Annotated in this window: 24 protein-coding genes; 11 read left to right on the top strand and 13 right to left on the bottom strand. The window is 67.8% G+C overall.

The annotated features are described in order from the left end of the window. Nucleotides 1-59: 59 nt before the first annotated feature. Complete coding sequence (hslV, locus tag ACYX4P_RS00455; RefSeq protein WP_248120852.1) at nt 60-632, top strand: ATP-dependent protease subunit HslV; 573 nt, start codon at nt 60-62, stop codon at nt 630-632. 9 nt (nt 633-641) lie between these two features. Here the strand turns inward: hslV and ACYX4P_RS00460 are convergent, their stop codons facing one another. Beyond that, entirely contained in the window at nt 642-1,223 is a 582-nt protein-coding gene (locus ACYX4P_RS00460; protein WP_248120854.1) for an ATP-dependent Clp protease proteolytic subunit, read from the bottom strand. Then, the gene (locus ACYX4P_RS00465; RefSeq protein WP_248120856.1) at nt 1,223-1,429 is read right to left on the bottom strand and encodes a hypothetical protein; all 207 of its coding nucleotides are present in this window, start codon (nt 1,427-1,429) and stop codon (nt 1,223-1,225) included. Before ACYX4P_RS00465 ends, ACYX4P_RS00460 begins: the two co-directional genes overlap by 1 nt. A 164-nt stretch (nt 1,430-1,593) precedes the next feature. On the opposite strand from ACYX4P_RS00465, the gene hisS reads away from it, so the two are divergent. Then, a complete protein-coding gene (gene hisS, locus ACYX4P_RS00470; RefSeq protein ID WP_248120858.1) occupies nt 1,594-3,084 on the top strand; it encodes a histidine--tRNA ligase in 1,491 nt (496 codons plus the stop codon). 355 nt (nt 3,085-3,439) lie between these two features. On the opposite strand, the gene ACYX4P_RS00475 is transcribed toward hisS, so the two are convergent. After that, nucleotides 3,440-5,563 (bottom strand): M13 family metallopeptidase, encoded by a 2,124-nt coding sequence (locus ACYX4P_RS00475; RefSeq protein ID WP_248120861.1) that lies wholly within the window; start codon nt 5,561-5,563, stop codon nt 3,440-3,442. Nucleotides 5,564-5,718: 155 nt separating this feature from the next. On the opposite strand from ACYX4P_RS00475, the gene ACYX4P_RS00480 reads away from it, so the two are divergent. Further along, entirely contained in the window at nt 5,719-7,557 is a 1,839-nt protein-coding gene (locus ACYX4P_RS00480) for a cation:proton antiporter domain-containing protein (RefSeq protein WP_248120863.1), read from the top strand. A gap of 196 nt (nt 7,558-7,753) precedes the next feature. Beyond that, the gene (locus ACYX4P_RS00485) at nt 7,754-8,395 is read left to right on the top strand and encodes a TetR/AcrR family transcriptional regulator (RefSeq protein WP_248120865.1); all 642 of its coding nucleotides are present in this window, start codon (nt 7,754-7,756) and stop codon (nt 8,393-8,395) included. A gap of 63 nt (nt 8,396-8,458) precedes the next feature. Here ACYX4P_RS00485 and ACYX4P_RS00490 read toward each other — a convergent pair whose 3' ends face one another. Genes ACYX4P_RS00490 through ACYX4P_RS00500 form a run of 3 tightly spaced genes read right to left on the bottom strand, consistent with a single transcriptional unit; the run spans nt 8,459 to nt 9,893 of the window. Beyond that, entirely contained in the window at nt 8,459-9,040 is a 582-nt protein-coding gene (locus ACYX4P_RS00490) for a Smr/MutS family protein (RefSeq protein WP_248120867.1), read from the bottom strand. Beyond that, complete coding sequence (locus ACYX4P_RS00495; protein WP_087121176.1) at nt 9,037-9,276, bottom strand: helix-turn-helix domain-containing protein; 240 nt, start codon at nt 9,274-9,276, stop codon at nt 9,037-9,039. The genes ACYX4P_RS00490 and ACYX4P_RS00495 overlap by 4 nt, the downstream gene beginning before the upstream one ends. A 23-nt stretch (nt 9,277-9,299) precedes the next feature. Continuing rightward, on the bottom strand, nt 9,300-9,893 hold the full coding sequence (locus ACYX4P_RS00500) for a DUF2975 domain-containing protein (RefSeq protein WP_248120869.1): 594 nt from the start codon (nt 9,891-9,893) through the stop codon (nt 9,300-9,302). Between the two features lie 455 nt (nt 9,894-10,348). On the opposite strand from ACYX4P_RS00500, the gene rdgB reads away from it, so the two are divergent. Next, nucleotides 10,349-10,951, top strand: coding sequence for an RdgB/HAM1 family non-canonical purine NTP pyrophosphatase (gene rdgB, locus ACYX4P_RS00505; RefSeq protein WP_248120871.1), 603 nt, complete (start codon nt 10,349-10,351; stop codon nt 10,949-10,951). A gap of 1 nt (nt 10,952) precedes the next feature. After that, on the top strand, nt 10,953-12,110 hold the full coding sequence (gene hemW, locus ACYX4P_RS00510; protein ID WP_476070262.1) for a radical SAM family heme chaperone HemW: 1,158 nt from the start codon (nt 10,953-10,955) through the stop codon (nt 12,108-12,110). Here the strand turns inward: hemW and ACYX4P_RS00515 are convergent. After that, nucleotides 12,107-13,762, bottom strand: a complete 1,656-nt coding sequence (locus tag ACYX4P_RS00515; protein ID WP_248120873.1) for a GNAT family N-acetyltransferase — start codon at nt 13,760-13,762, stop codon at nt 12,107-12,109. The genes hemW and ACYX4P_RS00515 overlap by 4 nt on opposite strands. 156 nt (nt 13,763-13,918) lie before the next feature. Here ACYX4P_RS00515 and ACYX4P_RS00520 point away from each other — a divergent pair, with 156 nt between their 5' ends. Next, complete coding sequence (locus tag ACYX4P_RS00520) at nt 13,919-14,422, top strand: hypothetical protein (RefSeq protein ID WP_248120875.1); 504 nt, start codon at nt 13,919-13,921, stop codon at nt 14,420-14,422. Nucleotides 14,423-14,567: 145 nt separating this feature from the next. Here the strand turns inward: ACYX4P_RS00520 and ACYX4P_RS00525 are convergent, their stop codons facing one another. After that, nucleotides 14,568-14,810, bottom strand: a complete 243-nt coding sequence (locus tag ACYX4P_RS00525; protein ID WP_248120877.1) for a GlsB/YeaQ/YmgE family stress response membrane protein — start codon at nt 14,808-14,810, stop codon at nt 14,568-14,570. A gap of 176 nt (nt 14,811-14,986) precedes the next feature. Here ACYX4P_RS00525 and ACYX4P_RS00530 point away from each other — a divergent pair, with 176 nt between their 5' ends. The 3 genes from ACYX4P_RS00530 to ACYX4P_RS00540 all read left to right on the top strand — a co-directional run bounded on the left by ACYX4P_RS00530 (nt 14,987) and on the right by ACYX4P_RS00540 (nt 17,505). Then, nucleotides 14,987-15,364 (top strand): helix-turn-helix domain-containing protein, encoded by a 378-nt coding sequence (locus ACYX4P_RS00530; protein ID WP_248120879.1) that lies wholly within the window; start codon nt 14,987-14,989, stop codon nt 15,362-15,364. 48 nt (nt 15,365-15,412) lie between these two features. Then, nucleotides 15,413-16,198: a histidinol-phosphatase gene (gene hisN / locus ACYX4P_RS00535; protein ID WP_248120880.1), complete on the top strand. Its 786-nt coding sequence runs from the start codon at nt 15,413-15,415 to the stop codon at nt 16,196-16,198. An 83-nt stretch (nt 16,199-16,281) separates the two neighbouring features. Continuing rightward, nucleotides 16,282-17,505 carry a S41 family peptidase gene (locus tag ACYX4P_RS00540; protein ID WP_248120882.1) on the top strand — a complete coding sequence of 408 codons (1,224 nt, stop codon included), beginning with the start codon at nt 16,282-16,284 and terminating at the stop codon, nt 17,503-17,505. On the opposite strand, the gene ACYX4P_RS00545 is transcribed toward ACYX4P_RS00540, so the two are convergent. The 3 genes from ACYX4P_RS00545 to ACYX4P_RS00555 form a co-directional block, all read right to left on the bottom strand. Next, a complete protein-coding gene (locus ACYX4P_RS00545) occupies nt 17,502-18,548 on the bottom strand; it encodes an alpha/beta fold hydrolase (protein WP_248120884.1) in 1,047 nt (348 codons plus the stop codon). The two genes, ACYX4P_RS00540 and ACYX4P_RS00545, sit on opposite strands and share 4 nt — an antisense overlap. Then, nucleotides 18,545-19,471, bottom strand: coding sequence for a class I SAM-dependent methyltransferase (locus ACYX4P_RS00550; RefSeq protein ID WP_248120886.1), 927 nt, complete (start codon nt 19,469-19,471; stop codon nt 18,545-18,547). The genes ACYX4P_RS00545 and ACYX4P_RS00550 overlap by 4 nt, the downstream gene beginning before the upstream one ends. 91 nt (nt 19,472-19,562) lie before the next feature. Then, nucleotides 19,563-20,378 (bottom strand): class I SAM-dependent methyltransferase, encoded by an 816-nt coding sequence (locus ACYX4P_RS00555; RefSeq protein ID WP_248120888.1) that lies wholly within the window; start codon nt 20,376-20,378, stop codon nt 19,563-19,565. Between the two features lie 266 nt (nt 20,379-20,644). Here ACYX4P_RS00555 and ACYX4P_RS00560 point away from each other — a divergent pair, with 266 nt between their 5' ends. After that, nucleotides 20,645-21,112 (top strand): Hsp20 family protein, encoded by a 468-nt coding sequence (locus ACYX4P_RS00560; protein ID WP_248120890.1) that lies wholly within the window; start codon nt 20,645-20,647, stop codon nt 21,110-21,112. A 50-nt stretch (nt 21,113-21,162) separates the two neighbouring features. Here the strand turns inward: ACYX4P_RS00560 and ACYX4P_RS00565 are convergent, their stop codons facing one another. Both ACYX4P_RS00565 and ACYX4P_RS00570 read right to left on the bottom strand, forming a co-directional pair. Continuing rightward, nucleotides 21,163-21,639 (bottom strand): RNA pyrophosphohydrolase, encoded by a 477-nt coding sequence (locus tag ACYX4P_RS00565; RefSeq protein ID WP_248120891.1) that lies wholly within the window; start codon nt 21,637-21,639, stop codon nt 21,163-21,165. Next, a complete protein-coding gene (locus tag ACYX4P_RS00570) occupies nt 21,639-22,832 on the bottom strand; it encodes a divergent polysaccharide deacetylase family protein (protein WP_248120995.1) in 1,194 nt (397 codons plus the stop codon). The genes ACYX4P_RS00565 and ACYX4P_RS00570 overlap by 1 nt, the downstream gene beginning before the upstream one ends. Nucleotides 22,833-22,889: the final 57 nt, after the last annotated feature.

Raw genomic sequence — 22,889 nt, forward strand, 5'->3', positions numbered from 1 at the left:
ACTGTTATGAAAGCGTGGCACGACTTGATCGGGCGGCCCCGCCTGTCCATCTGTCGGTTATGACCCGATCCTTCGACGCGACCGCCTCTTCCTTCCCCGACTGGCATGGCACCACCATACTGGCGGTGCGCAAGAATGGGCGCACCGTAATCGCCGGCGACGGGCAGGTCTCGATGGGCCCGACCATCGTCAAGGGCGCGGCGCGCAAGGTGCGGACCCTGGCGGGCGGCAAGGTTCTGGCGGGGTTCGCCGGCGCGACCGCGGACGCCTTCACCCTGATCGAACGTCTGGAAGCCAAGCTGGAGCAGTATCCCGACCAACTGGCCCGCGCCTGCGTCGATCTGGCCAAGGACTGGCGCACCGACCGTTACCTGCGCCGCCTGGAGGCCATGCTTCTGGTGGCGGACAAGTCGTCGATCTTCACCGTCACCGGCGTCGGCGATGTGCTGGAGCCGGAATACGGCGTCGCAGCCGTAGGGTCGGGCGGCAACTACGCCCTGTCGGCCGCCCGGGCCCTGATCGAGGAATCCGAGCTGGACGCCGAACAGATCGCCCGCAAGGCCATGAAGATCGCCGCCGAGATCTGCGTCTACACCAATGGAAATCTGACGGTGGAAACGCTGGACGCTTGACCCTACGGGTCAGATCACGTCGGCGATCAGGCCCAGGGTCTTGGCTTCCTGCGCCTCGATGTACCAATTTTCCGGCGCACGCTTCAGCACATCGTCCATCGTCACCGACGATCCGCGAACCAGGTTCTCGAACCCTTCGTTCTGGATGGCGATGGAGTGTTCCAACTCATGCAGCACCGCCTTGACCGACGCGATGCAGGTCGTCAGCGGCCCGGCGATGTGCAGTTCCTTGTCCATCTTGCGTTCATGGATCATCACCCGCGTGCCGCGCGTAAGATAGCGGTTCTCGACGGCGAAGAAGCTCATAAAGGTCGCGCCGGCCGAATAAATGGCGGCCTTGCCCAGGAAGACCAGGCGGCGCGACGGATTGATGTCGCTCTGGAACCGGACGTCCTCGCCCATCATGCGCGCTACCTCGGGATCGCCGCCCAGGGTCGACAGTTCGATCAGCGTCAGCCCGGTCTTGGGCGCCTGCGCCAACTGATCGCGGAATCGGTCGTACATGGCGTAGTCGACGGCGCCGGCCAGCAGAATGCGCGGCGTGTCGAAGGCCTCGGCGGTCAGGACGCCGGTTGGGGCGGGATGCGACATCAGGTTTCGGACGACGAGGCGGCGTCTTCGCTGACCGGATAGCCTTGTGCGGAAGCCCAGGACTTCGCCTCGCCGATGGAGAAGAAGGCCTGGTCGCGAATGCGCCGAGACCCCTCGGTGTCCACCAGCTCGCATTCCCACCAGCGGATCGTGCGCCGGTCCGACGTGTTGCAGGTGCGGGCTACGATGAGGGCGTGTGGCGTCATGGCGCTCAACAACGAAACCGGTTCGCCCAGGTTCCGCCCCAATACGATTTATCTTCGCCTAAACAAACGCCTGTGTGCGATCTCAGACATTCGGGGAGCAGCGGCGCGGTGGTGGCCCGACCATGGAATTTGCGGTCAACCGCCCCTTGGCTTAAGCGCGCGGCATGACTGACGACACCCCCATCCGCCCCCTCGCCCGCAATCCACGCGGTTTCGCCGACAAGCGCGGGCGCGACCTGACCGCCGAACGCCGCATTGTTGCGCGCGTGTCCGAGGTCTATGAGCGTTGGGGCTTCGAGCCGCTGGAGACCCCGGCCTTCGAATACGCCGACGCCCTGGGCAAATTCCTGCCGGACGCCGACCGCCCGAACGAAGGGGTCTTCGCGCTGCAGGACGACGCCGGTTCGGACGAGCCAGGCGACTGGATGGCGCTGCGTTACGACCACACCGCGCCCCTGGCCCGGTTCGCGGCCCAGACGTGGGAGACCCTGCCCAAGCCGTTCCGCCGCTATGCCTATGGGCCGGTCTGGCGCAACGAGAAGCCCGGCCCCGGCCGCTTCCGCGAGTTCTGGCAGTGCGACGCCGACACGGTCGGCTCGGACCGGCCCGAGGCGGACGCCGAGATCATCGCCATGGCCTGCGAGGGCCTGCGAGGCTCCGGTCTGGACGCCGGACAGGCCCAGATCCGCGTCTCGAACCGCAAGCTGTTCGACGGCCTGTTCGACGCGGGCGGCGTGACCGAAGCGGGCCAGCGCCTGACCGCCCTTCGCGCCATCGACAAGTTCGACCGTCTGGGCTGGGACGGCGTGGTCCAGCTGTTGGGCGAAGGCCGTCTGGACGACTCGGGCGACTACACCAAGGGCGCGCAACTGCCGACCAGGGTGACGGCGGCCATCGAGGCCTTCCTGGCCTCGGCCAATACGCCCGGCCTGTCGCGGGCCCAGACCCTGGACGCCGTGGCGCGCTCCGGCGATCTGGGCGCGGCGGGCGAGGCGGCGCTGAACGAACTGGCCGCCATCGACCGCGCGCTGAACGCCATGCGGGTCGATCAGGATGCGGTGAAGTTCGATCCGACCATCGTGCGCGGTCTGGAATATTACACTGGCGCCGTGTTCGAGGCCGAACTGCTGCTGGACACCGTTGACGACAAGGGCCGCCCCGTCCGTTTCGGCTCCATCGGCGGCGGCGGGCGCTACGACGATCTGGTCGCCCGCTTCACGGGGCAGAGCGTGCCGGCGACCGGCTTTTCCTTCGGCGTCTCGCGTCTGGCCTCGGCCCTGCGCGCGGCGGGGCGCGGCGCCGAGGACGCCGTGCGCGGCCCGGTCGTGGTCATCGTCTTCTCCGAGGACGACATGGCCCACTATCTGAACGCGGTCGCCGAACTGCGCGCCGCAGGCGTCGCGGCCGAGCTTTATCTGGGTCGCGCGGGCATGAAGGCCCAGATGAAATACGCCGACCGGCGCGGCGCCCCCGCCGTCGTCATTCTGGGCGGCGATGAGATCGCGGCGGGCGAGGTGACCATTAAGGATCTGGACGCCGGACGCGCCGCCGCCGCCGCCATCGCCGACAACGACGCCTGGAAGGCTGAACGTCCGGGCCAGATGAAGATCGCCCGCGAGGGCCTGGTCGCCGCCATCAAGGGCATTATCGAATAAGCTTCGATAATTCGCGGGCGCTAAAATGACTTATCAGCGATAAGTCGAAGAAAGTTCGACTCTGGCGAAACGGGCCGTTGACGACCGACCGGCCCTTGCGTCAAATGAACTCACTCGAGGGCAAGCGTTGCTCAAGCGCGCAGCACTCGAAGGCGTTTCGGGGAGGAAACGTCCGCTCTTTAAAGAGCAAGATAGCCCGCTGCGATGTATCCCCCGCAGCGGGCTTTTCTATGCCTGAAATCCCTGTCCGCCCTCGCTTTGCCGCCCGCGCACGCCGCGCATCGGGGCCATGCGTTGACCATGAAAAAGGCCGGGGCGAACCCCGGCCTTTCCCGTCTATCCAAGAGCCATCGTCTTACCAGATGCGAACGCGCTGGTCCGGCGTCAGATAGTATTTCGCGCCAGGCCGGACGTCGAAGGCGTCGTACCAGGCGTCCACATTGCGCAGCGGACCGATGACGCGGAACTGGGCGGCCGAGTGCGGGTCGGTGGCGACCTGCTGTTTCAGCGCCTCGTCGCGATACTTCGACTGCCAGACCTGGGCCCAGCCGTAGAAGAAGCGCTGATCTCCGGTCGTGCCGTCGATCACCGGCGCGGCCTGGCCGTTCAGCGACAGGTGATAGGCCTCAAGACCCACGGCCACGCCCGAGGCGTCGCCGATATTCTCACCCATCGTCAGGCCGGGGTTGATGTGATAGCCGGCGATCGGCTCGTAGGTGGCGTATTGCTCGCCCAGACGCGTGGTCAGGGCGTCAAACTTGGCCTTGTCTTCGGCGGTCCACCAGTTGCGCAGCACGCCGTCGCCGTCGGACTTGGAGCCCTGGTCGTCGAAGCCGTGGCCGATCTCGTGGCCGATCACGCCGCCGATGCCGCCATAGTTGACCGCCGCATCGCCGTTCGGATCGAAGAAGGGCGGCTGCAGGATGGCGGCCGGGAAGACGATCTCGTTATTGGCCGAGTTGTAATAGGCGTTGACCGTCTGCGGGGTCATGCCCCACTCGGACTTGTCGACCGGCTCGTTCAGGCGCGACAGGTCGTAGTTCCATTCGAAAAGGCCGCGACGCTCGGCGTTGCCCACCAGATCGTCGGCGCGGATGTCCAGGCCGGAGTAGTCGCGCCACTTGTCAGGATAGCCGATCTTGACGGTGAATTTGCGCAGTTTCTCCTGCGCCGCCGCCTTGGTCTCAGCGCCCATCCAGGTCAGGTTTTCGATGCGGTGCGACAGGGCGGTGCGCAGATTGGCGACCAGTTCTTCCATCTTGGCCTTGGATTCGGCCGGGAAATACTGGGCGACGTAAAGGCGGCCCGTCGCCTCGCCCAGCGAACCCTCGGCGAAGGAGATGGCGCGCTTCTCGCGGGTGCGCTGCTCGGGTTGGCCCGACAGGTCGCGCGAACGGAACTCCCACTGGGCGTCCGAGAACCGCTTGGACATCAGCGGCGCCATGTCGTCGGCGGTGTGGAAGGCTTCCCACGCCTGCAGCAGGGCCACCGGCGTTTCGGCGTAGATGGCCGCGATCTTGGGCATGGCCGTGTCCTGACGCACGATCAAGCGCGACACGCCGCCCAGCTTGGCGGCGTCGTAATAGTCCTGCCATTCGAAGCCGGGCGCCTGCTGGGCCAGCTGAGCGATGGTGAACTCGTTATAGGTCTTGTCGCGATTGCGGTTCTCGACAGGGCTCCAGTGGGCCTCGGCGATCTTCTGTTCCAGGGCGACGATCTGGGCGGCGGTCTCGGTAGGGTTCTCCCAGCCGATCATCGTCAGCATCCGGCCGACATAGGCCTGATACTTCTCCTTCTTGTCCGCATAGCGGGCGTCCAGATAATAGTCGCGGTTCGGCAGGCCCAGGCCCGACTGGCCCGTTGAGACGACATAGCGGGTCGGCTGTTTCGCATCGATGGTGATGCCGGTGCCGAAGAAGGACGAGCCGAAGCGGCCGACCGTCTGGCCCATATAGACGGCCATCTTCTCATGGCTGTCGGCGGCGCGGATCGCCGCCAGATAGGGTTGCAGCGGCTGGGCGTCCAGTTGCTCGATACGCGCCTCGTCGATGTATGAGCGATAGGCGTCGGCGATCTTGGCTTCGTCCGAACCGGCGGCTAGATCGCGGCGCGCGGCGAGCCCCGTCACCAGCTCCTTCATGCGGTTGTCCGACAGTTCGCGCAGCAGGGCGAAGGAGCCGTAGCTGGTGCGGTCCGACGGAATGACCAGCTTCTCCAGCGCCTTGCCGTTGGCGAACTGGAAGAAGTCGTCGCCCGGCTTCACCGCCGTGTCGCGGCCCGCCATGTCGAAGCCCCAGGTTCCATAACGCGGAGCCTGCGTGCCCTGCCAGCCCGCGGCGGTCTCCTCGCCCGAGAACAGGGAGACGATCGAACAGGTCTCGTCGATGCAGGCGTGGTCGTGGTCGGCGTCTTGAGCGAAGGCGGCGCTGGCGGGCAGCAGAAGGGCGCCGACGGCGGCGCCGATAAGCAGTCGTTTCATCACTGGATCCTAGGCTCCGCCCCGGAAATGGGCGGTTCGGCGCGGACCCTAGACCCGGTTGGGGGTGTGTCGCCTTAAAAAAAATTCATGAAGGCGCTGCGACGTCTCGCCACGGTCGCCGGTTCAGGGTCAGATGCACCGACGACGGAGGGGCGATGCACGGACACGGCGGGGATTATAAGGATCTGGTGGTCTTCTTAGCCGCCGCCGGGGTCATGGTGCCTCTGGTCAATCGGCTGAAAATCAGCCCGGTGCTGGGTTTCCTGGCGGCGGGGGTGGTTTTGGGGCCCGACGGTCTGGCCCGGTTCGCCCACGCCCTTCCCTTCCTGTCCTATTTCACCATCAGCGATCCGGGACAGCTGGCGCAGCTGTCGGAATTGGGCGTGGCCTTCCTTCTATTCATGATCGGGCTGGAGCTGTCGTGGGAGCGGCTGCGAGCCATGCGCCGGCTGGTGTTCGGCCTGGGGCTGATGCAGGTGGCCGCGTGCGCCGCGGTCCTGGCCGGAGGCTTCATGCTGATGGGCCAGACGCTGGCCAGCGCCGTGGTTCTGGGCATGGGGCTGGCCCTGTCCTCGACCGCCGTGGTCATGCCGGTTCTGGCGGAACGCGGACGGCTGAAGGGCGTGGTCGGCCGCTCGACCTTCGCCATCCTGCTGGCCCAGGACCTGTCGGTGGCCCCCATTCTGATCACCGTCACCGTCCTGGCGGCCGTGGCCCAGCAGGGGGGAGCGCTGGAAGCCGCCATCCTGGGCCGGTCGCTGTTCACCCTGATCCCGGCGGCGGTGGGGCTGGGTCTTCTGGTCCTGCTGGGGCGGTTGGTTCTGCGGCCCATGTTCCGGTCGGTGGCCAAGGCGCGCAAGGCGGCCCAGGGCGGGGAGCTGTTCGTCGCCGCCAGCCTGCTGGTTGTCGTGGGCGCCGGTCTGGCGGCCCAGGCCAGCGGCCTGTCCATGAGCATCGGCGCCCTGGTCGCCGGGGTCCTTCTGGCCGAGACAGAGTTCCGGCGCGAGGTCGAGGTGTCGATCGAACCGTTCAAGGGGCTGCTGTTGGGCGTCTTCTTCGTCGGCGTCGGCCTGGGGCTGGATCTGGACGCCATCGCCGCCGATCCGGTCGGCGTCTTCGGCCTGGCCCTGGCCCTGACCGCGGTCAAGACCGGCGTCATCTTCGCCCTGGCGCGGTTGTGGGGGCTGGGCGCGCGGCCCGCGTTGGAGACAGCCCTGGTCCTGGCCCCGGCGGGCGAGTTCGCCTTCGTCGTCTTCGCCACCGGGATGGTCGAAGGCCTGGCTCCGACCGGCCTGACCAACACCGTCGCCCTGTCGGCGACCGTCAGCATCTTCTCCATTCCGCTACTGGCCATGATCGGTCAGAAGCTGACCAAACGGACAGGACCGGACACGGCGGTCCTACCCGACATCCCCGGCCCGGCGGCGGCGGACGGCGCGGTCATCATCGTCGGATTCGGCCGGGTGGGCCGTCTGATCGGCGAGATGCTGAAGGAACACGACCAGCCCTTCATCGCCCTGGACACCGACGCCGCCGCCGTCTCCATCGGCCGTCGCGACGGATTCGAGGTCTTCTATGGCGACGCCGGTCGGCGCGAGATGCTGCAGCACTGCGGCGTCCAGTCGACCCGCGCCCTGATCGTGACCATGGATACCCCCGCAAAGGTGGACGAGGTGGTCCAGGCGGCGCGGGCGATGCGCGACGACCTGATCCTGATCGCCCGCGCCCGCGACGACCAGCACGCCATGCGCCTGTACGCCCTGGGCGTGACTGACGCCGTGCCGGAGACGACCGAGGCCAGCCTGCAGCTGGCCGAGAACACCCTGGTCGATCTGGGCGTGCCGATGGGTCTGGTCCTGGCCTCGATCCACGACCGGCGCGACCAGTTCCGAAAGGCCTTCCAGGCCGCGACGCCGGTCGAGCGCCGTAATCGCCCCAGCCGCGCCCTGCGCCGCACGGCGCGGCCCGTCCGCCCCGAACCCAACGCCGGCTAAGGGTTGATACCTAGCGTCGTCCGGCGGACCCATTTTCGTCATGGTTCCGTGATGCAAGCGCACCATTGCTATTCCTGCGCCGATAGGGCGGAAAGCGCCTGTCCGTCCCGGCACCGGGGCCGCGATCTTCACCTCAAGTCGCCTTCGGGCCCGCCTGCGGCGTCCGAGACTTAAAGTAGAGTAAAAGCCTGAATTCATGACTGATACCGTCGCAACCCTCGCCGTCGAACCTCGCTTGAACCGCCGCCAGGCCGCCAAGATCCGCACACGGCAAAAGGTTCTGGACGCCGCCCGCTCGCTGTTCGCCGAGCGGGGCTACGAACCCGCCACCATCCGCGACATCGCCAAGGGCGCGGGCATGTCCACCGGCGCCGTCTTCGCCAACTTCCAGGACAAGGCCGAACTGTTCGAAGCCGTCCTGACCGAGGACATGACGCGCTTGGCCGAGGTGGTCGAGGCCGCCGCCCCGGCGGGCGAGCCCGTCCGCCAGCGTCTGCTCAGCGCCTTGACCGCCGGCTATCAGTCGTCATTGGAACATCTGCCGCTGTTCCAGGCCATCGTCGCCCGCTCGTGGTTCCAGCCCCTGGCCGCCGAGATGCGCGCCCGCGCCGCGACCAAGAATCTGCTCTTGGCCATCGGCGGCATTCTGCAGGACGCCGTGGCCAAGAACGAGCTGAGCAAGGACGCCGACATCCGCCTGTTGGTCGAACTGATCTGGGACGCCTATCTGTCCAACTATCGCCGCGCCGCCTATGACGAATGGGACGCTCAGGCCCTGTCGGACCATATGGGCAAGCAGATCGACGTGATCCTGGCCGGCGCCCTCGCCGCCAAATAGGCCGACGACAGACCGCTTCGAAAGGCCGGGTCCGCCAGCGCGGGCCCGGCCTTTTTCCATGGGTCAGACGCGACGCTTCAGGGTGACGTAGAAGGCGCCGTTGCCGCCATGCCTCTGGTGGGCGGTGGTGAAGCCGGACACCACGCCGCGCAGGGCCGGCGACTGCATCCACTCGGCGAAGGCCGAACGAATCACGCCGCCGCCCATCCGGCCCTGGCCGGTGATGACCAGAACCGCCCGCATCCCGCGCGCCTGGCACGAGGTTAGAAAGCCGCGCAACTGATCCTCGGCCTCGAACCGGCCGAAGCCGTGCAGGTCGATGCGCGCCTCGATGGGATCGCGTTCGCGCGACAGCCGCTGCTTGCGGCGCGGCTCCAGCGCTTCCGGCGCCGGCTTGGGGCGTGTCGGCGAGACCCGCGGCTTGTCGATGGGCGAGGCCGGCGCCGGGCGCGAGGGCTTCGGCGCCGGACGCAGGGGGACTGGCGACGTCGGTGCGATGACGGGCGGCGGCGTCTCCGCGCCCGGCGTGACGCGCGCGGCCTTTCGCGCGCGCGGCGGAGCGACCGAGTTGGAGACCCGGGTCCAGATGCGACGGTCCTCGGGCGTCAATCCGTTGTCGTCGCGCCCCGGCCCCTTTCGCCTCATGCCGCCTCGTCGTCCTCGAACACGTCGCCCGGACCCGGCTCGTGCGCCAACAGGTCGCCGGGTTGGCACTCCAGTTCGCGGCACAGGGCGTCCAGGGTCGAGAAGCGCACCGCCCTCGCCTTGCCCGTCTTCAGAATCGACAGATTGGCCACCGTCACGCCGACACGATCCGCCAATTCGGTCAGGGACATGCGGCGTTCGACAAGAACGCGATCGAGCTGGACGCGAATGGCCATGCGGAAATCCTAGTCGAAACGGCTCAGATCGTCAGTTCGGATTCGCGGCGCAGGCGCGCACCCTCGCGGAACACCTCCGCCAGGACGAAGACGATCAGGACAGAGAATATGGGGGTCAGCAGTTCGCCCAGGCCTTGCGGGTCCATCACCCCGGGCGCCAGTCGCTTGGCCACGAACCCCTGCGCCAGCCAGACGCCGCCGGTCACCACCGCCAGGGTCAGGCCGATCTGGCGCAGACGGCGCACATTGTCAGGCTGGAAGGGGTCGCCCATGGCCAGGGTGCGGATTATGCGCCGCAGGCTGCGCAGGATCAGCATGAAGCCGCCGAAATAGGAGGTCGCGGCGCCAAGGCCGAACAGCAACAGCGTGCGGGTCAGCGGCAGTTGCTTGCCGCCGGCGTCGCCGCTGACGGTGATGTTCACATTGTCCAGGGGAATGAAGATGGCCGCGATCACCAGCAGCAGCAGAACCCCGGTGATCAGCCACAACAGCACATAGGCCACGTCCAGCACCATCTTCAGCACGCTGGACACCGATCCCGGCCCCATGGCCTTCAGCCATGTCAGGGATCGCGCCTCGCCTCGCTTCGTCGGATGTCGCGGCGTCGGCAGGCGCATGGCGGTTCTGGTCTCAGGTCTGAAGAGGACGGGCGGCGGCCGCGCGGGGTGCGAAGAACCCGCGCGCGGCTCTATACATCGCGGTCTTCATGCAGATCGTCAAAACTCTCGTGATCGAAATGGCGTAAGGATCAGAAGGCTTGCATCAGCACGGTCACGAGGGCGGTCGGCAGGGCGGCGATCAGAACCGTGCTGACGAAAGCAGCGCCGACCCTGTCCAGCCACATCGAGGTGTTCATCGTATGCATCTTAGTTCTCCGTCTTTCCTGAAGGACGATTATCGCCCGGTTTGTTTTTGTGATCGCACGAACCTTTCGGCTTTGACCGAAATCAAGAACGCTGCGACCTCGTTCTCGATGATCGAGAGATAGGCCGTGCGAGATGGAAAAGCACGTTACATATCGTTTAACGATATTAAACTTTGGCAATAGACTGTTTCAGAGGTAGGAGCGCCTATGAACCTCAAGCTTATCAAGGGGATGCGGATCGTGGTCGCGACCCACAATCCGGGCAAGGTCCCGGAAATCTCGGCCTTGCTGGGCGGAGATTACGAGATCGTCACAGCGGGCCAGCTGAACCTTCCCGAGCCGGACGAAACCGAGACCACCTTCGCCGGCAACGCCATGCTGAAGGCGCGCCATGCAGCCGAGCGGTCGGGGGAGGTGTCGCTGGCCGACGATTCCGGCCTGTCGGTCGCGGCGCTTGACGGAGCGCCGGGCATCTTCTCGGCGCGCTGGGCCGGACCGGGCAAGGATTTCGCCGTGGCCATGACCAAGGTTGAGCAGCGCCTGGAGGAGATCGGCGCGACCGACCGCACGGCCTGGTTCACCTCGGCCCTGGCCGTCGCCTGGCCCGACGGCCCCTGCGTCGTGGTGGAAGGGGTGGTCGACGGTCATCTGACCTTCCCGCCGCGCGGCGACCGGGGCTTCGGCTACGACCCCCTTTTCATTCCCCAGGGCGGCGACCTGACCTTCGGCGAGATGGAGCCGGCGGCCAAGGACGCGATCAGCCACCGCACCCGCGCCTTCGAAAAGCTGAGGGCCGTCCTGATTGACTGACATGCCGCCGCCCGATCCGGGGTCGGACGTCGCCCTCTATGTCCACTGGCCCTATTGTTCGCGCATCTGCCCCTATTGCGACTTCAACGTGGTGCGCGACCGGGGACGGGCGGCCGAGCAGGCGGGGCTGGCCGCCGCCATCGTTCAGGATCTCCAGGCCCAGCGGACGCTGACTGGGCCCCGGCGGCTGGCCTCCATCTTCTTCGGCGGCGGCACGCCCTCGCTAATGGCGCCTGAGGCCGTGGCCCGCATCGTGGAGACGGCCCAGCGTCTCTATCCGCCCGCCGGCCGGATCGAGATCATCCTAGAGGCCAATCCCACCGACGCCGAGGCCGCCCGCTTCGCCGCCGTGGCCCAGGCCGGGGTCAATCGCCTGTCGATGGGGGTTCAGGCGCTGGACGACGACGCCTTACGCTTTCTGGGCCGCGATCATTCGGCGGCCGAGGCCTATCGCGCGGTCGACCTGGCGCGCCAGGTCTTCGACCGTCTGTCCATCGACCTGATCTACGCCCGACCGGACCAGACGCCTCGGGCCTGGGCCGCCGAACTGACGACCGCGCTGGACCTGGGGTTCGAACACGTCTCGCCCTATCAACTGACGATAGAGCCGACCACCGCCTTCGGCCGGGCCTTTGCGCGCGGAACCCTGATCCCCCCGGACGAGGATGTCGCCGCCGCCCTTTACGAGACCACCCAGGCGGTTCTGTCGGCGGCCGGTTTCGGGGCCTATGAGGTGTCCAATCATGCGCGCGGCCCGGCCGCGCGCTCGGCGCACAATCTGCACGTCTGGCGCGGCGGCGACTATCTGGGCCTGGGCCCCGGCGCCCACGGGCGGCTGACGCTGGGCGGGGTCAGGACCGCGACCGTCGCCCACCGCCGCATCGCCGACTATGTTGCGGGCGTGGAGGCCTCTACGCCGTGGTCGGACCGCGAAACCCTGTCGCCCGCCGATGCGGCGGAGGAACGGTTCCTTCTGGCGCTGCGGACCACCGAAGGCGCGCCGGCGGCCCTGTTGTCGGCGCTGGGCCTGTCGCCCGAGGCCGCGCCGGTCGCAGACCTCATCGCGGACGGATTCCTAACGCTGCGCCAGGGCCGGCTGATCGCCACCGACCAGGGCCGACCCGTTCTGGACGGGGTGCTGAAGTCGCTTCTGACCTAGCTCTTCTTCAGACCCAGCATTCCCAGCCAGCCGCCGCTGGTTAGCAGGGCCACGTCCAGCAGGGCCAGAGGCAGGGGCGTGGAGACGGGCGCGGCGATGAAGCGCGAGCGCCAGTCGGGCGCGAACTTGGCCTTGTAGCTGCGCAGGCCCTGGAAGCCGTAAAGCGCGCCCCCCTCGTCGAACACCAAGGCGCCGACCCGGGCGAACACCGGCGCGATCCGCCGATCCTCCAGTCCCGCCAGCGGCGCCATGCCAAGGTCGAAACTGGCCAGACCCTGATCCTTGGCCCATTGGGCGCAGCGGATGAACAGATAGTCCATCACCCCATGCGGCGCGTCCGGGTGGTGGCGCATCAGATCGACCGCCGCCTCGTCCGGCGCCGTCAGCAGATTGGCGAAGGCGACGATCCGTCCGCCCTCCCTCACGACCGCCAGCGGCGTCAGGTCCAGATAGTCGACGTCGAAACGTCCCAGGGAAAATGCCTTTTCCGCCCCCTCATGCATGGCCAACCACGCATCGGACACCGCCTTCAGTTCGTCGGCGATGGGACGCGCGGAGCCCGGCGGCAGGATTTCGAAGGTCGCGCCCTCGCGTTCCGCCCGGTTGATGGCCGTCCGCAAATTCTGCTTGGACTTGCCTTCCAATGAGAAGGCGGCGGTGTCGATCACCGCCGTCTCGCCGACCTTACGCACCGCCAGCCCCATGGTGGCCAGGTCGCCCAGCGCCTCTTCGCTGACGGAATAGAAGACCGCCGCCCCGCCGTAGCTGTCGGCCATTTCGGCGAAGGACCACAACAGTTCGCGCCTTTCGGACTTCAGACCCGCCGGCTCGCCCATGGCGATCCACCGCCGCCCGCGCACGCGATAGGCCAGGAAGCTGCCGCCGGAGGGGCTGAACATCAGCGCCTTGTCGCCCAGCATGGCCAGCCAGGCCTCGGGCGTCGCCGAATCCGCCGCCGCCAGCGCCGCGCGCGCGCGTTCGATGTCGGCAGGCTTCGCCGGACCGTGGCTGTGGGCGCCAGGCGAGCTGAGCAGCGACCGGCCCGCCACCACCAGCGTCAGGATCGCCAGCACCAGGCCCGCGCGCAGGAAGCCCGACGCCTGGCGATCGCTGAGGAAGCGCCACCACAACTCGTCATTATAATCGACGTCGCGATAGGCGAAGAAACCCAGCCACAACATGGCCGCGACCACCGCTGTCAGCAGCAACAGCCAGCTGGGCCGCAGCGGCTCGCTGAGGCGTGAGCGTCGGTTGAAGGCGGTGCGGCAGGGCGCGAGCAGGGCGGCCACGATCAGCAGGTCGGTCGCCTGTTGCCAGTCCAGCCCCTTCAGCACCGAGAACACCGCCCCGATCCCCAGCACGGCCAGCGCCGCCCAATAGGCGCCGCGCCGACGCCGCCATAGACCCGCTGACAGCATCAGCAGAAGAAAGCCCGCGATGCTGCCCACGAAATGGGACAGGTCCACCAGAATTGGCGACACCACCCCGGTCAGCTTGCGCAGACGGTCGTCGAACTCGGGCGTCACGGCCGAGACCAGCATCAGGGCGCCGGCCCCGAAGGCCAGGACCGCGAAGACCAGCGGCGTAAGCTCATAGGCCAGGCCCAGAAGACGGCGGATAAGGCCTGAGGTGTGCGCGGGGCGGTTGGACAAGCAGGAAGCCTTCGATTCGCAAGCGCCCGACCATAGACCAAGAATCGTCCAACCGGGGCGCTCACAAGGTCATTTCGGGGCGGATGAAACAATCGGTAACGCGGGGAGTATATTGGGGTGCGGGCGTCGGGCCCGCGTAACAGGGGACAGTTTCCCATGACCATCAAGACCGCTCTTCTGGCCAGCGCCGCCGCCTTCATGTTCGCCGCGCCCGCCCTGGCGCAGGAAACGCCTGCACCCGCTCCGACCGAGGCGCCCGCTGCGGCCGCCGCTTCGCAACAATCGCTTTCGCTGAACCCAGGCATGACCGTCAGCGGTCCTGACGGCGAGCTCGGCAAGCTGGAAGGCGTGCAGAACAACGCCGAAGGCAAGCAGGAACTCACCGTGCGCGGCGCCGATGGCCAGCTGCGCGCTGTGCCGCTGAGCGGCATCCGTCAGGAAAACGGCGGCGTGGCCGTGGCCTACACCAAGGCCGAATTTGACGCCGCAGCCGCAATCCCTGGCGCCCCGGCGGCCCCCGCTCCGGCGGCTGATCCCGCCGCTGCTCCGACGACGCCGGCCGCCGATCCGGCAGCCCAGCCGACCGATCCGTCGGCGACGCCGCCGACCACGGCCCCGGATGCCGCCGAACCGACCCCGGCGCCGACCGAACCGAACTGATCGGTCGATAGACGACGAAACAAGGGCGGTCGGGTCATCCCGACCGCCCCTTTTCGTATCTGAAGTCGGGCCTCATCCGCGTCATGACGCAGCAAAAAGGGGCGGCTCCCGCGAGCCGCCCCTTCTTCATGTGATGCCGATGTGATCAGGCGCGACGCTTGATCAGACCCAGCAGGAACAGCAGGATGACGGCGCCGATGGTGGCGATGACGGTCGAACCGATCCAGCCGCCCCAGCTGATGCCCAGGGCGCCGGCGACGAACCCGCCGATCAGGGCGCCGATGATGCCGACGATCAGATTGGTCAGCAGGCCGTGGTTGCGGCCCATGATTTGTTCCGCGAGCCAGCCCGCGACGATGCCGATGATGATCCAGGCGATAATGCCCATGGTGAAAACCCTTCCTGTAAAAGCCAAGCTGTCGCTTTAAATGCGCCTCAATCGATCCGGTTGCGCCGCGTGCGCCAGGAATGACGTTTCCCCTGTCGCGCGAACCGGCATGCGGATTGCCGCCGTCGCCGCGTGTCGTCCCGCATCGGGACAGACGTCGCGACGAGGATCACGTCATGGCAGACGATATCGACCTGCATCTGGGCCGCCGCCTGCGCCGGCGCCGACGTCTGCTGGGCCTGACCCAACAACAGTTGGCCGTTCAGGTCGGCATTCGGTTCCAGCAAATTCAGAAATATGAATGCGGCGCTAACCGCATCTCGGCGGCCCGCCTGTGGCAGTTGGCCGAGGCGCTCGAGACGCCGGTCGCCTATTTCTACGACGGCCTGGCCGAGGCGCTGGATCAGGACACGGCGCCGCTGAAAGGCGGCGAGGTCTTCTCACGCAAGGAGACGCTGGACCTGATCCAGGCCTACTATCAGCTGGACGAACGCCCCCGTCGCCGCCTGCTGGACCTAGCCAAGGCGCTGCATTCCGACAGCGCCCCGGCCTGAAACGCATCTGGGGCGCCCAAGCCGTCGAAAGCGCGGTAAGGGAACCGCATGACCGAATACGAAGCCTTCGCCATCGAACTGGCGCGCGAAGCCGCGCGCGTCACCCTGCCCTTCTTCCGCTCGGACATCAGCCATGAGGACAAGGGGGGCCCGGCCGGCTTCGATCCCGTCACCGAGGCCGACAAACAGGCCGAGGCCGCCATCCGCCGCCTGATCGCCGACCGCTATCCCGACCACGGCGTCATCGGCGAGGAATACGGGGCCGACCGTCCCGATGCTGAACATGTCTGGGTTCTTGACCCCATCGACGGCACCCGCGCCTTCATCTCGGGCCTGCCGCTTTGGACGACCCTGATCGCGTTGCGCCAAGCCGGAACGCCCTCGGTCGGCATCATCGCCCAGCCTTATCTGGACGAGATCTTCATTGGCGGCCCGTCCGGCGCCCGCCTGCTGCGTGGCGAGACCGAGACGCCGTTGGCCGTCAGGGCGTGCGAGAAACTGACCGACGCCGTCATCTCCACCACCGACCCCGACATCTTCAACGGCGCGGAACTGGGGGCCTGGACCCAGGTGCGGGCCGCCGCCCGCCTGGCCCGTCTGGGGTGCGACGCCTATGCCTATGCGATGGTGGCGGCGGGCAGGATGGACTTGGTGGCCGAGACCAGCCTGAAGCCCTGGGACTGGTCGGCCCTGGTTCCGGTGATCCAGGCCGCCGGCGGCAAGGTCGTCAACTGGCGCGGCGCGGCGCCCGACGACAACGGCCAGATCCTCGCCGTCGGCGACGCCCGCCTGATCGACCAGGCCCTGGTGACGCTGAAACGGGCGGCGATCTGACGAGCTTACGGGAGTTTAACTGGTCCACGCTTGCGCTGACGGTCCACAAGACCCGGACCTGATTGGTCAATAGGGAGCGACCCATGGATCGGCGCCTTATGCTTCGCACGGGGCTGGCGGCTGTGGCCGGATCGATGATGAGCGGCGCCGCCTGGGCGGTCGAACCCGATCATGATGTCACATTCGTCAGTGATTTCGACGAGTTGTGGGAGACGCTGCGCGATCGGTACTGCTTCTTCTCGGAAAAGCGCACCGACTGGGACCGCGTGCGTGCTTTCTACCGGCCCCTCGCGCGACAGGCGCAATCCCAAGAGGCCTTCGCCGAAGTCCTGCGCTGCACCCTGGCTGAGCTTTACGATCCCCACACCGCGCTGGCCGACCCGCCCGCGGGCTCGCAACGGTTGCCGATCTCCGATCTGATCACAGAATGGCGCAACGGACAGGCCGTGATCATCGCGATTGCGTCCGACAGCGCGGCCGAAGCGGCTGGACTGAAGCTGGACGACGTCATCCTGTCCGCTGACGACCGCGCCATTTCGACCCTGGCTCAGGGTCTGCTGCCCCGATGTCTGACCCGGCCAGATCCGGCGGCGCGGGCTTACGCCCTCAACAGCGCCGTGGCGGGTCTTCGTGGCCAGCCGCGCCGTTACCGCGTGGCCCCAGGTGCGGCGGAACCGCGCGAGGTCGTCCTTCCGATCCGCCAGTCCTCGCCTAAACCCAATGTCGATTGGCGACGACTGGAGGAAGGCGCGGGTTATATCGCCATCCGCAGCTTCGCCGACGACGCCGTGACGGAAAGCTTCGACGAGGCGCTAGCAGAACTTCGAGACGCGCCGGGCCTGATCATCGACGTACGTGACAACGGCGGCGGCGACACGGCGGTAGCGCGCCCGATCATGGGTCGGTTCATCACCGAGACGAAACCCTATGCCCGGATGCGACGCCGGGAAGGGCGGGGCCTCAGCGACTTCTGGACCGAGACCGTCGAGCCGCGCGGTCCATTCACCTACACCCGGCCGGTCGTCGTGCTGACCAACCATTGGAGCGGCAGCATGGCCGAGGGTTTCCCTATGGGAATGCGGGGCCTGGGTCGCGCGACGATCGTCGGAACCCCGATGATGGGACTGGGCGCAGCGGTCTTTCCCATCACCCTCGACCGCACAGGCCTCAAGGCCCAGTATTCCGCAGAGCCCGTCTATGACATGCAGAATCGGCCCCGCTGGCTGATGCAGCCGGACATCGTCGTGCTGGACGGGGCGGATATTCTGGCGGCGGGGCGTCGCGTCCTGGCCGCCGCGACCGCCTAGAGCGCCGCCGTCGCGGCCGTGACGTCCAGGGGCCGCGCCGAGGGGTCGACTGCCGCATCCGCCGTCGGCGACACCAGATCGGCCATGGCGTCGAACTCGTTCAGGAAGACCGCGCGCATATCGTCGGCCTCCATGATGACCTCGTGCTTGGCGCCGGCGACCTCGACATAGCGGCCACGCGGCAGGCGTTTGGCGGCCCAGCGGGTGGTCTGTTTCCACACCACGTCGTCGGCGTCGGCCTGGACGATGCAGACAGGGGCCCTGACCGCCTTCAGAGCCTTGGGCTTCAGGGCGCGCTCACCGGCATCCAGCGCAAAGGCCAGCCAGCCATAGGTCGGTCCGCCGATGGCCAGGTGCGGGCAGGCGAACAACTGCTGACGCCACATCTCGTAGCGGCTGGCGTCCGAGGTCAGGGCGTCCTCGGCGAAGTTGTGGTCGAACGGATCGTCCGGGTCGCCCAGGATGTAGTCGCCCGCCTGGCCGTGACGGATGTTCCAGCGCACCACCAGCTTGACAGACCACATCGACCGCTTGCCGGTCTTGATGCGCAGCATGGGGCTTGACAGGACGGCGCCCGCGAACCGCTCCTCGCCGCCTTCCAGCGTCAGCAGGTTCAGACAGGCGCCCATCGAATGGCCCACCATGATCCACGGCTTGGGACACTGGGCCTCATAGGTGTTCAACAGGCGATTGTAGTCGTCCAGGAACTCCTCGACCGCGCGGGCGTGGCCCTTAAGCCGGTCGGGCAGCAGACGGGCGGACAGGCCCTGACCCCGCCAGTCGTGGGTCAGGACGCACCAGCCCCGCGCCAGGAAATTGCCGATGACTTCGTAGTATTTCTCGATCGGCTCGGTGCGGCCGGGGCTGAGGACCACGGTGCCGCGCACCTTGTCCGCGCTGAGGTGCGACGGCGTCCACAGGCCGGCGCGCAGGCGCATTCCGCCCGCGCCGCGAAACCAATCCCCCTTGCCGCCAGGGGGCGGATAGGCGCCGGGCACCCCCATCAGGGGGGCGTTGGCGGCGAAGGCTTGGGCGCGGTTCACTCGGGCTTCCTGAACTTCAAGGTCATGCGATCGCTCTCGCCGATCGCCTCGTATTTGGTCCTGTCGAAGGTCGGATCGGCCGGTTGCCCGCGCGGCGCGGTCAGGCGGGTCGGCGCCAGGGTGTCGACCCCGAACGGATGATCCTTGGTGTCTTTCGGATTGGCGTTGATCTCGGACGCCTCGACGAAGACGAACCCGGCCTCGGCGGCCAGCTGGCGCACGAAGGCTTCCTGGACGTAGCCGTTGGCCGCCACGGGGTCCTGATCCTGCGCCGGCGCCAGACGATGCTGTTCGACCCCAAGGACGCCGCCGGGCCGCAACGCCGCGAAGGCGTCGGCAAAGGCCTTCTCGGCGATCCCTGCCGCCATCCAGCCATGCAGGGTGCGCATGAACAGGCACAGGTCCGCCGTGCCGGGCGCCGTCACCGGCCCCGAGGCGGCGCCGAACACGCTGAACTGCGGCTCGCCGTACAGTTTCTTGTCGCTGGAAAAGCGCGTGCGGAAGGCGGCGTTCAGCACCGCCTGCGCCGGATCGGCCGTCGGCCCCTCTGGGAACAGGGCCGCCACATAGGCGCCGCCGCCGCTGGCCAGATAGGGGGCCAGGATTTCGGTGTACCAGCCTCCGCCCGGCCAGAACTCAACCACCGCCATCTTGGGCTGAAGCCCATAGAAGCGCAGGGTCTCCATCGGGTGGCGGAAGGCGTCGCGGGCCTTATCCTGGGCCGAGCGCCACGATCCCTGGACCGCCCATTCCAACGACCCTTCGGGCGGGCCAGAGGGGGCGGGCGGGGCGTTCGGCGCGGCGGGCGCCCTGGGCTCGTCCTTGCGGCCGCAGGCGGCCATGCCGGTCAACGCCATAGCGGTCACGCCGCTCAGCAGGAACCGACGCGACACGCCGCGCCCCATCGCCTGACCTTCCGCCATTCCATACTCCCGCAAGGGTGCGGCCCCGCGCCCGACACACCCGGCGCATCGGGCTTAATCGGGTTCGCGGGCCGGGTCAAAACGGAACGGCCTATTCCGGCTTGCGGAATCGCAGGGTCATCCGATCGCTCTCGCCGATGGCGTCGAAGGCGGCGCGTTCCTCGGCCGTCAGGGTCCGGCCGGACGGATCGTTGCGGGCCGCCGACTGGCGAATGGGCGGCAGGGTCCAGACGCCGAACGGGTGGTCGTGATCGTCCTTGGGATTGGCGTTCAGCTCGCTGCGCGCCTCCAGCACGAAGCCGGCGTTGCGCGCCTCGTGGATCACATAGCTTTCGGGCACATAGCCGCTCGAGGCGACCTCTGCGGCTTTCAGGCCCTCGGCGCTGCGGTGCTGTTCGACGGCCAGGACGCCGCCGGGCTTCAGAGCCTTGAAGAAGGCCTGCAGATAGGGCTGGGTGCGGCCGTCGCGCGCCCAGTTGTGGAAGGCCCGCGCCACCAGGATGAAGTCGGCCTGACCGTCCGCCACGCCCATGCTTTCCAGCGGTTTGTTGACCGGGACATAGCGCCCGCCGGTCGCGGCCGCATAGGGCTCCAGAATGTGACGCCACCATCTGGCGCCGCCCGGCTCGATCTCGACCACCGTCATGCCGGGCGTCAGCCCCCAGAAGGTCAGGGCCTCGTAGGGGTGACGATAGACGTCGCGCGCCCGGTCGGCGGCGGGCCGGGTCTCGGCGGCGACGGCGGCTTGAAGCGCCGTATCCTCGGCGAAGGTCGGCATGGCGCTGGACAGGGCCGAACGCGGCGGCGTCCAGGCCCCCTCGGTCTGGGACGCCGGCGGCGCGGTCTGGGCCATCACGGGCGCGGCGGCCGCCGCAAGGGCGAGAAGGCTGAGGGCGGCGAGACGCATGGGCGACGATCCTGCTCTAAAGGTCGCTTCTCCATAGGCCGCACGGCCTCCGACGCAAATGACGATGGCGCGACGCCGACGATCGGTCGCAGCCTGTCGCGCGCACCCCTTGACGCCGCATTCGGGGTTCCCATCTGATCCATCGAGGGCGCCGATTTCGGGCCCTTCAGACTGACGACGCCGGTTTCGGGTCGTCGATCTGATCGCCTGCCGTCCGGGCCAAACCGCCGGGCGGCTCAACCTTGCTGATCCTCAGGAGGATGCTGATGCGTACCTATGATTTCTCGCCGCTGTACCGTTCGGCCGTCGGCTTCGACCGTCTGGCCAATCTGCTGGAAAGCGCCTCTCGCGCGACCGGCCAGGACACCGGCTACCCCCCCTACAACATCGAGACGACGGGCGAGAACGCCTATCGCATCGAGATCGCCGTCGCGGGCTTCACCACCGATGAACTGAACATCGAGGTGAAGGAAAACCTACTGACCGTGACCGGGCGCAAGACCGCCAACGACGACGCCGCTCCGCAGAAGACCTATCTGCATCGCGGTCTGGCCGAGCGCGACTTCGAGCGCCGGTTCCAGCTGGCCGACTATGTCGTCGTGACCGACGCCGATCTGGTCAACGGCCTGCTGTCGATTTCGCTGAAGCGCGAACTGCCCGAGGCGCTGAAGCCCCGCCGTATCGAAATCGGCGCCGGCTCGACTTTGATCGAAGGCAAGGCCGAGGCGGCCTAAGCCGTCTTACCGTAAACTGGGCAGAGGGCGGCGTTCGCGCCGCCCTTTTTCTATGCGGCCAGATGGGCGAAGGCGGCGACGACCTGTTCATAGGCGGGGCGTTTGAACGGCACGATCAGGTCGCACGCCTCCGACAGATCGCCCCAGCGCCAGGTGTCGAACTCAACCTCCTTGTCGGCGGTCAGATCGATCTCGGTGTCCTCGCCGGTGAAGCGGAAGGCGAACCACTGCTGCTTCTGGCCCTTGAAGCCGCGCCAGGCCTTGGCGTTGTTCATCGCCTCGGGCGGAAAGTCGTAGCGGATCCAGTCCGCCGTCCGGTCCAGCAGCTCGACCGAGGTGACGCCTGTCTCCTCGTGCAGCTCGCGCCGCGCCGCCGCCTCCAGGTCCTCGCCCTCGTCCACGCCGCCTTGCGGGAACTGCCAGTTATAGGGTCCGGGCGTGGCGTGACGGCGGCCATACCAGACGCGGCCGTCGCGATTGAACAGCACGACCCCGACATTGGGGCGATAGGCGGAAAGATCGGACATTAGCGGCCGGGCCGCATCGACATGGCTGAAGCGGGCGCCAGTTGCAGGCCGCGCTGGTCCAGGCCGGCCGTCCAGCGGGCGGCGGCCTCGACCGTCACCGGATAGCTGAAGCCGGTTCCCAGCGCCGAGCCGCGCAGCTTGGCCTGGGCCTCCAGCCCGTTCAGGGCGGCGATGATGGCGGCAGGCGACTGGGTGCGGTCGATGACCCGGTCGGCGCTGGCCCGCGACCAGGCGCCGGGTCGACGCTGAAACGACCCGTCGTCCAGGAAGGCCACGCCCTTCTGGCGCAGCACCGTCAGGAAGGCGTTCATGCCGGTGTCGGAACTTGCGAAACGGTCGCCCAGATAGTTGGTCACGCCGAAATAGCCGGTCGCGCGGCTCAGCAGCCAATCCATCTTGGCCGCCACGTCGTCGGCGCCGCCGTCGGCCAGCAGCGTATAGGGGCCGGGATCGTTGTCGGGATAGCCGGTCGGCTCCATCGGCATTTCCAGCATGACCTCATGGCCCTGGGCCCGCGCCTGGTCGATCCAGGATTGCAGGTTCTCCGCATAGGGCACGAAGCTCAGCGTCACCTCCGGCGGCAGGCGTTCGATGGCGGCGCGGGTCGTCACCGCGTTCAGCCCCAGCCCGCCCACGATCAGGGCCACGCGCGGCTTGCCGTTCGGACGGAACGGTCGGGCATAGGCCTGGGCCGGCACGCGGCCGTCGGGCGCGATCATCGGCAGGGGGCCGTTCGATCCGGGCTGCGACAGGCCCGCGATCGGCGCCTTGACCAAGGGCGAGGCTGCATGGAGCGGCGCCGTATAGGCGGCCGGCGCGGACCCCGACACGCTGCCGCCGTCGGGCAGGGTGATGACCGCCTCGCCGTTGGCCGCCGGATCGCCGCCGCCCGCCAGATTCTGATAAAGCCCCATCGCCCCCATCGAGAAGGCCTCGAACCCGCTAGGGGCCGGGGCGGCCGGGGCGGGCTTGTCGCGCTCCAGCGCCACATGGGCAGAGGGCGCGCCCGCATTGGGGTCGCCCAGCACGGTCAGAAACAGGGCGCCGGCGCCCAGCAGCAGCAGACCCGCAAGGCCCGCCGCGACCGGCGGCTTCCTCAGCGCCTCCACGACGGGCTTGAGGCTGGCGCCGTCCCTGACGCGCGGAGCGGCTCCGGCGGCGGCGGCGAGGGCGGACTGGCGTTTTGCGAACATGGGCACGGGCGGGACCGATCTGGACTCCTACGCCCCATCATCGGCGTGCGCCGGTTA

The sequence above is a fragment of the Brevundimonas sp. ABV4_179 genome, assembly GCF_056311945.1.